Origin of the sequence: Lentilactobacillus sp., assembly GCF_040773105.1 — a bacterium.
GTDB classification, from domain to species: Bacteria; Bacillota; Bacilli; order Lactobacillales; family Lactobacillaceae; genus Lentilactobacillus; species Lentilactobacillus parabuchneri.
Genome location: NZ_JAXGWW010000078.1, coordinates 1 through 8,735, shown reverse-complemented (window position 1 = coordinate 8,735; position 8,735 = coordinate 1). Strand labels below are relative to the sequence as shown.

Genomic DNA, 8,735 nt, shown 5'->3' with positions numbered 1-8,735 from the left:
CGAAGCGGATGATGATGGCGCTGAGTTATTAATGGAACAGCACACTTAAGACACCACAATGCAGTCCTGAACGATGATAATTTTCAATTTCAAAATCGCACAAAGCGTAGAAAAAAGGTAGCCATTTCTGGCTGCCTTTTGTTTTTCTACAAGGAAACTCTTTAAAGTGGTTTGGATGCTGTTTTTACGCCAACTTAATCAAAACAACCCCGATCAGCATGATAATCATCCCAACAATTTGAGCCAGAACGACCCGACTCTTCATGGATTTCCACCAGCCAAATTGTTGAATTAAAATGGAGCCAAATATTTGACCGAGCAACCCCATCATAATCGTTAAGCCGGCACCAATCTTGGGAATCGTAATCACGGATGCCAAGACAAATAGCGAGCCGAGAATCCCGCCCAGCCAGTTCCAGGCTTTGGTTTCCTTGAGCTGTTGGATATTTGGAAGCCGTTTATCAACTGCCAGCGCGACTAAAATCACAATCACCGTTACAACTGCAAACGAGACGAATGATGCTTGACTCGGCGAGCCCAGCAAGGTTCCCAAGTGACCGTTGATGGCTTGCTGAGTGGCGGCCACAAAGCCAATCACTACCGCCCAAATTTGCCAGCCCAGGACAACCGTGGGATGCTGACCAGATACTGTTTCCGAATCAAACTGCCTGACGTCCCGGTTTTTAATGCTGGGGACAACAACCGCAATAAAGATTCCGACGACCATAATGATAATCCCAATGAACTTAATCCAAGTCATCGGCAGTTGTTTGGCGCCAAACCAGCCAAACATATCAATAATCGTTCCCATCACGATTTGGCCGAGAACCGGCAGAATAACGGTCTGAATCGCCCCAATTTGGGGGAATAATAGCACGTTTGATGTTAAATAAATGGATCCCAAAATTCCGCCTAACCAGATCCATGCAGGCTGAGTCTGGATAAACGATAGACTGGGAAAAATTCTGCCGCTCATGGATAAAGATGTGATTGCCAGAAAAATGGTCCCAACGATAAACGAAATTGCGGCGGCGATGAATGGCGACTTCACCACGGTACTCAGATTTGAGTTGATCGGACTTTGATTGGCAAGCAAGAATCCCGCGATTACTGATATGGTCATAAAAACTAGCATTTCTCATCTCTCCTATTTGAATGGTCTAGCTTCATAATGGTGCTTAAATGACCCGTTAAAAATTATACGCCGTTTGGTTCGTTTTGGCTTCAACTTGGCATGACGGAAATCACCTTGGGACTGAAACTCAGATAGCCGACCGCGTGCCGGGCGATTCCAGCCACCAAAAGGGCGCCCCTGTCCACGTTGAACAGCTTCAATAACCAAGCCGCATCCCAGTTATATCTTCGCCATCAACGTCTCTATCAGCTTCACAACTGCCACCAAAGAAGGTGATGTGCGGCTGCGGAGATAAGCGACCCCATAATCCAAGACAACTGGGTAATCTAACGGAATGGCCGTGACCTGGGAAACCTCCGTGTCAACGGCAAAGGACGGCAGGATTGCTAATCCGGCGCCACCTTGAACCATGTTGATCGCGGTGTTGACCGTGTCCGCTGTCTGGTAATGAAGGGTTCCCGGAGCTTGAATGAACGTATTTTGCAAAGCGGCGCTTTCTGGTGGTGCCTGCAGTGGATTGAAGAAGATCAGCTGCAGGTTTTCCAAATCTGAAAACGTCAGAATTTGATGATCACTGAGCCGATGGCCGATGGGTAAGATGACGTTAAAGTGCCCTTGATGTAATGGGACAAATTCGACTTCGGGATTGGCACCGATCGTGTCTCGCGTCGTTAAAATTAAATCAAACACCCCTCTTTGAAGATTGCTCAAACCCGTACTCAAGTCAAAGCTTCGAAGAGACAGGCGGACGTTTGCAAGCTGGTGGCGGGCACTCGCCAAAAGTTTCGGCAGCAGCTTGTTTTCAATCATCGCGTTGGTGTAGCCAATCTTCAGAGACGTCTTCTCCTGTTCACTAATTTCACGACTATCAATGATTGCTTGCTCAGTGAGTATCAAAACGTTAGCCATTTGTTTGGAGAATTCCAATCCGGCTGCTGTCAATGAGACTTCATGTTGGCTTCTTCTAAACAATTCAAATGACAATTCGGTCTCAAGTTGCTTGATATTTTTAGAAACTGCGGGCTGCGATAAGTGAAGCCGTTTTGCGGCCGTGGAGAAGTTGAGCGTTTCTGACACGGTGACAAAGCATTGCAATTGTTGAAAATTCAAATTCATCATTCCAATCTTTCATAGTCTATAAATAAGCGTGATAACCAGACGGCATTTCATGTGATATATTGAACTTGTAAACAAGAAAGGATGTTCATTATGAGATATATCGTTACTGGAGCAGATGGCAAACTTGCTGGTCGAGTTGCCGAATTAATGTTAAAGAATGTGAGCGGCGATCAATTGACGTTCACCTGTTATAAAGTGGATCGTTTACCAAAGGATAAGTTAAAACGCTGGCAGGATGCGGGTGTCCGCGTTGTTGAAGCCGATTACAATGATAAGGCATCCATGCTTAAAGCGTTTGAAGGCGGCGACCGCCTTTACTTGATTTCCGGACTGGATGTCGGTAAACGCGTTCAGCAGCATCGTGACGCGATTGACGCAGCGATTGCTGACGGCATTAAGCATATTACCTACACGTCATTTGTTGGCGCAACCGATCCTGCTTACCAACACATCTTTGTGACCCCTGACCATACCGCAACTGAGCATTATTTGGAAAGTACTGGCATTGATTATACCGCCCTGCGGAACAATCTGTACATGGAAACCTTTATGACGATGCGGGCAATGTTGGCCTTTATGTCAAACAACCGCTGGGTAACGACTGCCGGTGAAGGTAAAGCCACTTTGGTTTATAAAGATGACTGTGCCAAGGCCGGTGCCGCCTCACTTCTTGGCAAAGGCACACGTAAGGTCTATAACATTGTCGGATCAGAATCCATTTCGATTCGCCAAATTGCCGACATGATCAGCAAACGTTCGGGCCAAAAGCTCGAATACGTACCCGCCACAAGAGAAGAATATTATGATTACCTGGCAGCCCTAAACATCCCCCATGACATGTCCGGCGACTTCTCCAAGTCCCCCGCACCATTCAGCGCCAACGATGTGGTCGATAACGACAAGTCAATTGCCGATGGCCTGTTGGATGTTAAATCAAACGACATCGAAGAGCTGACCGGAGACAAGCCAAAGACCCCCGAAGAAGTCATTGGCGAGTTCGATTATATTTGGAAAGATCATATTACCAACTGGCGGCAGATGAAGTAGTCTTGGCCGTGTTTGCCGGATTCGTTTGGCGTTTTGTGGAGCTCGTTCACTTTGGTGGGCGGGCTTTTTTGGTGGGATGCTTTATATACCCTGAAAAAAGAAAGTGTTCTAGCCACTATTATTAAAATTCTAGATATATAATGCTAACGACTACAAGTTTATGGCATGATTCATTGGGGGCTTCACATTTATTATTCAATCTATTTTGCTAGAAGGGAATTCGGGGAAGAAAGTAAATGGGGTTAACTAGAAGTTGGATATATAGTTCAATTGCAACCGTATCGTTGATATTGGGGGTTTTTACATTTACAATAATGTATCAGCAAGCGATCAGCAGGCTGTCCAAAATAATCCGACTACAACATCACAAGCAAATGATTCTGCTCAATCCGGGACGATGGGACCAATTGTTTTTTGGAAAGGCGTTGGCCTTCCTCAGAACCTTGTTTCTCGCAATTTTCACTAAACTTTTAGGCTGTTTTTAACTCTGTAACTTCCATGCCGATCTACCTCAAGATAATTTGTCTCTAGTTTATTATTGACGGAAATATTATGCTCCAATAAGTGGACTTTTGTTAAATATTTTCTTCAATTCACTATTTTCGATAATGATTTAATGTAGGTGTATAATATTGTTATGGAATTCATGCCATTTAGGTTTTAACTAGCTTGCTGAATTTAGAGTTTTTTCGGTATTTAAGGAAGTTTATTTTGGGGGATTATAATTATGAATAGAAAAGCGTTCATTAAAGGGTTGGTAACCAGCTTACTTATACTTGGAAGTGCTAGTACCATACCATCGATCAAAGCCAACGGGGATAGTATTTTTGGAAATCAATCTGATTCAATAATTTCTACTAATATTAATTTGCAATCCGGTGAAACTGGTCAAGTTAAAGTTTATGATGGGATTTCCTACACTCTTGAGGATGGCGTTTTAACTCTTGAGGGTGGAACGTCCTCAAATCCTAATGACAAGTTCTTCCCATGGATTAATAATCGTACCGTCAAAAAAATACTAATAAATAAACCAGTAGTCCTTAAAGGAATTAACGCACTCTCTTTGTTTTACGGTATGTCTGCGCTCACAACAATCGAAGGGTTGGACAACCTAAACACAAGTCAAGTTACTAGCATGGCTAATATGTTTTACAATGATTCATCGTTGGTAAGTCTTGATCTTTCAAGCCTTGACACATCACAAGTAACGAATATGGGTGCTATGTTTCTTGGAGATTCTTCTTTGACCCATCTCGATGTTTCCAATTTTAATACAAGCAACGTAACTAATATGATTTACATGTTTAGGGATGATCAATCTCTAACAGACTTAGATCTTTCAAGCTTTGACACCTCCAAAGTCACCAGTATGCATGAAATGTTCGTCGCTGATGTTTCCTTGAAGAGTATAAATGTTTCAAGTTTTAATACTTCTAACGTAACAAGTATGAAATCTATGTTTGATTCCGATTCATCTTTAATCAATTTAGACCTCACCAATTTTGATACATCAAACGTTACCGACATGAGCTATATGTTCGAGAATGTTCCGAGCTTAGAAAATCTGAATGTTTCTAGTTTTGACACCTCCAAGGTGACTAATATGACAGCTATGTTTTATAATGCTTCATCTTTAACCAATTTAGATGTCACCCAATTTAATACTTCCAAAGTAACTGAAATGCGCGCGATGTTTGGGAAAGATAGTAGCTTAGCTCACTTAGAGGTCTCAAACTTTGATACCTCTAACGTAAGAGACATGAATTCTATGTTTGCAGAAGATTCATCACTTTTGAAGCTCGATGTTTCACATTTTAATACAATACAAGCAAGAGATATGGCTTATATGTTCGCTTATGATTCAAATCTTTCTTTACTTGACTTGTCCAATTTTAATACTAACGAAGCTCTAGCCATCGATTCTGATCTTCCTCTGCACAGCGTCAAAGGCATGCTTACAGGGCTTACACATTTATCAGTATTGGAGCTTGGACCAAATGTTCAATTTAATGTGAAAGACAACGATAGGAACCCCATTTTAGAGGCTCCTCTTGGATCAGATAAATGGCAAGCCGTGGATGCAGAGAATGGGGGCACTATTGCCAATCCAAAAGGTGCTCTTTATCTACCAAATGATTTAATGGCATTGTATGATATAAAAAACTCGAGCCATCCAAGTAAAACTGAGCTGTGGGTGGTCGGGGGTGGGGTTGCCGACCACTCTGCGATTTTTTCAAAGCCTGATTTTAGTATTGAAGTTGGTGATCAGTATAATCCTAGTATGACCTTCATTTCATTAACAACTCAAACCGGGCAAATTGTTACAGACTTTCAATCTGCTCTAGATAAAGGCATGACGGTATCTGGAGATGATTTTCCTACAAATGCTGCTGGTACGCACACGGTCACTTACTCGTATAATGGGAAAACTACGAACACAGAGGTTATTGTGAGTGATGGCAAGCTGTCGCTGAATGTAAACACCCCAATCTACTTAACAATTGGTGAGGAATGGAATCCACAACGAGGATTTAAGTCAGCTACCGACAAAGATGGACATTCCATTGGGCTTGATAAGATTACTGTGTCAGGTAACATAAATACAAATGTTGCTGGCGATTATAAAGTTACCTATACCAATGGTAATATTTCTAAAAATGTGATCGTGCACGTGATTGCCAAAGGAGCCCCGATTCCAACCCCCGCACCTACACCAACTCCCAATCCGTTACCAGTTCCGCAACCGACGCCAACTCCACCAAGTAGTCCGGTTATACCGAATTACGCAGCCACCAAAGGATCAGCCATTTACGCTATCAACCATCTCTACCTTTACAAGCACGCCAACTTCAACAAGCATGACCGCATCGCTAAGTATGTGAAGAAGCCAAGAGTATACCGGCCAATGTTTGTCGTCACTGGTTATGCGCGTTCCAACTCCGGTACCCTGCGTTACAAAGTACGTGACGTCAACCATAGGAGCCTAACCGCAGGAAAAACAGGCTACATCACTGCCAACTGGAAGTACGTTCGACCAGTCTATTATCAAAGTAAGCATACGACCGTGACTGTGATCAGCCCGCGCGGCATAAATGCCTATAAGAAAGCCAATTTAACTGGTAAAGTCAGGAGCTACAAACAAGGCACCGTGCTCCATGTGACTAAATTTGTTCATCACAATTTGACAACCCGTTACGTTCTCAGTAATGGCCAGTACATCACTGGGAATCGTAAGCTGGTAAATATGGGCAAACACAAGCAACCACGGTATGCCGTTGTTAAAAAAGCCATTAATCGTTACAAGACGGTTAATCTAACCGGCAAGAATAAGCATTTTAAGAAAGGTACTAAGATTAAGATCAGGAATTATGACTTCTCGGCTGCACATGATATGAGCAAATCTGGCGTACTGAGATACCGAATTGCTGGTGGTTATGTGAATGGTAATCATAAGTACGTGAAGATAGCAAACTAAACACAAAGATCTTCGAAATTAAGTTGAACTGAACCCCTTGTATTGGAGAAATCTAATTCAAGGGGTTTATTATCTTTTCTTATGAAGATATAAAAAAATCAAAATGACCACTTTATCGGATAAAAATACGATATAATTTAAATATTAACTAGCCAGAGGTGCTGACTAATAGTACGTATGGAGGGGAAACTATGAAAAAATCAACCATCGCAATACCACTAACCTTAATAGCGTGTGCTACATTTTCATTTGTCGTAACGGGAACATCTCACGCCGCAACAAGAACCGTCCCAGCCAAGATGAGAGGAACTTGGTATAAGTACCAACAAGGCGAGCCATATTATAAGATCAAATTGACAAAGCACTACTTATTTACACGCGACTATTTTCAAAATCATTATTCTTATAACCATTTCAAAGTGACCGTTGCAAAAGTTCATCGACATGGTCAAACTTGGTATTATATCAATCCTGTGAATAAAGACGCTGGGCCAGTTGCATATTATCGATATTCTTCAATTAAGGTCAAAGGTAAATGGCATCGATCCTTACAGTTCAGAGAGGGACAAATTTATTATCGCCTCTTTAAAACAAAGGTCCCCTATTCATATGGCAAAACCGTTCCCATCTGGAATTAAGGGATAATAAGTAGAATACAATTCAGCAACGATGCTTACTTTATTTCAAACAAGAACCCGGTTATTCCAAGAGATCTATTAAACCGCATTATAAAGAAGATCCTCGACTAAAATGCCGGGGATCTTTTTTGAGTTATCTTTTTGAGTTATTTTTTGATTCATTCTTAAAATGACGAGCAACGGAGCCAATAAGATCTGAAAAATAATCAGACAATATTCCAAACCCAACGAATACACACACGATGAATGTCCACATAGGCATATTCCATATGTAATCAATTAATTCTCTCATGTGGCTTACTCCTCCCTCAAATTATTGCAGCTTTCGATAATCTACATTCACCCACTATTCTGCTTAATAATAGCATCATCTTACGTGTAAATCATCAGTTTCTGTGCTTTTTGGAACAAGAACTGAAGTCTATGGCATCTAATGAAGTCTCAACATTCCCACGAATCTGATCTTCGCTTGTACGATTCTTTTCTGGTTCAAAAAGACAAAGTAGCTCTCGACAACCAATGTCGGAAGCTTTTAGATCAATAAAATGGGGATGGCGCTTACTTTACCTGATCATCGCCAATGGGCTATATATCCTCTATACTAGGAATACCAAGAAATCCAAAATTCGAAAGAAGGCACTAAAACATGAAAAATCCAGACGTTGTTGCCTACCCTGCTGTATTTGACAACCAGAATAACGGTGGCTTTTACACTGTTACCTTCCCCGATATTCCAGACACGGTCTCACAAGGTAAAACACTTAAAGATGCCATACGTGAGGCACCTGATGCGCTTGCTGTTGCCTTGCCCGACTATGAAAAATATCCACACCCTTCTGATCTGAAACGGATCCAAGATGAGAATCCAAACAAGATAGTTCGTTTGGTAAGGGCAAACATGAAGGATAAACTCGAGCATATGGGACAAAGGCCAACAAACATTCATGATTTGTTTGATGGCTGGAAAGATGATGGGATAAGAGAAAGTGAATTAGATTGGGGAGAACGAAAAGGGCACGAATACAAGTAAAAGACATCACAATTTAGAATGTGAAATTAGCGTTCCCTTCATTAATTATCATCCCCATTATCCAAATTTTGAAGAATCAGTTATCCAAAGAACATTGGAGCTTTCAATTTCTTTTACCTCATCACAATTTTGTAACAGCTCTTATTCAATCTTCAAATGTCAAATTAAGTTAGAAATTTTAGCTGCTCATCAGTGATTTGATTTACGAATGCCTCAAGTGGTGTTTGATAATTGAGACTTTTTCTGGGAATATGGTTCCGTCGACTAGCAACTGCCTGGACAAATTCATCT

The 8,735-nt window shown here is 41.6% G+C and carries 6 protein-coding genes and 1 pseudogene; 4 read left to right on the top strand and 3 right to left on the bottom strand.

What is annotated here, in order from left to right; genetic code table 11:
- Window positions 1–184: 184 nt before the first annotated feature.
- Entirely contained in the window at window positions 185–1,135 is a 951-nt protein-coding gene (locus AB3112_RS05665; protein WP_084974433.1) for a DMT family transporter, read from the bottom strand.
- 219 nt (window positions 1,136–1,354) lie between these two features.
- The gene (locus tag AB3112_RS05660; protein ID WP_367334090.1) at window positions 1,355–2,245 is read right to left on the bottom strand and encodes a LysR family transcriptional regulator; all 891 of its coding nucleotides are present in this window, start codon (window positions 2,243–2,245) and stop codon (window positions 1,355–1,357) included.
- Window positions 2,246–2,344: 99 nt separating this feature from the next.
- Here AB3112_RS05660 and AB3112_RS05655 point away from each other — a divergent pair, with 99 nt between their 5' ends.
- From AB3112_RS05655 to AB3112_RS05640, 4 genes are all read left to right on the top strand, one after another.
- A complete protein-coding gene (locus AB3112_RS05655; protein WP_084974427.1) occupies window positions 2,345–3,301 on the top strand; it encodes an NmrA family NAD(P)-binding protein in 957 nt (318 codons plus the stop codon).
- A gap of 727 nt (window positions 3,302–4,028) precedes the next feature.
- A complete protein-coding gene (locus AB3112_RS05650; RefSeq protein ID WP_367334089.1) occupies window positions 4,029–6,776 on the top strand; it encodes a BspA family leucine-rich repeat surface protein in 2,748 nt (915 codons plus the stop codon).
- A 191-nt stretch (window positions 6,777–6,967) separates the two neighbouring features.
- On the top strand, window positions 6,968–7,414 hold the full coding sequence (locus AB3112_RS05645; protein ID WP_057910596.1) for a hypothetical protein: 447 nt from the start codon (window positions 6,968–6,970) through the stop codon (window positions 7,412–7,414).
- 646 nt (window positions 7,415–8,060) lie between these two features.
- Entirely contained in the window at window positions 8,061–8,444 is a 384-nt protein-coding gene (locus tag AB3112_RS05640; protein ID WP_084974420.1) for a type II toxin-antitoxin system HicB family antitoxin, read from the top strand.
- 164 nt (window positions 8,445–8,608) lie between these two features.
- Here AB3112_RS05640 and AB3112_RS05635 read toward each other — a convergent pair.
- A pseudogene (locus tag AB3112_RS05635) lies at window positions 8,609–8,735 on the bottom strand (IS30 family transposase); the annotation flags it as partial.

Bases quoted from the DNA above. Each gene is read 5' to 3' on its own strand.
- AB3112_RS05645 (WP_057910596.1), top strand. From the start codon at position 6,968: ATGAAAAAATCAACCATCGCAATACCACTAACCTTAATAGCGTGTGCT.
- AB3112_RS05655 (WP_084974427.1), top strand. From the start codon at position 2,345: ATGAGATATATCGTTACTGGAGCAGATGGCAAACTTGCTGGTCGAGTT.
- AB3112_RS05665 (WP_084974433.1), bottom strand. From the start codon at position 1,135: ATGCTAGTTTTTATGACCATATCAGTAATCGCGGGATTCTTGCTTGCC.
- AB3112_RS05640 (WP_084974420.1), top strand. From the start codon at position 8,061: ATGAAAAATCCAGACGTTGTTGCCTACCCTGCTGTATTTGACAACCAG.
- AB3112_RS05650 (WP_367334089.1), top strand. From the start codon at position 4,029: ATGAATAGAAAAGCGTTCATTAAAGGGTTGGTAACCAGCTTACTTATA.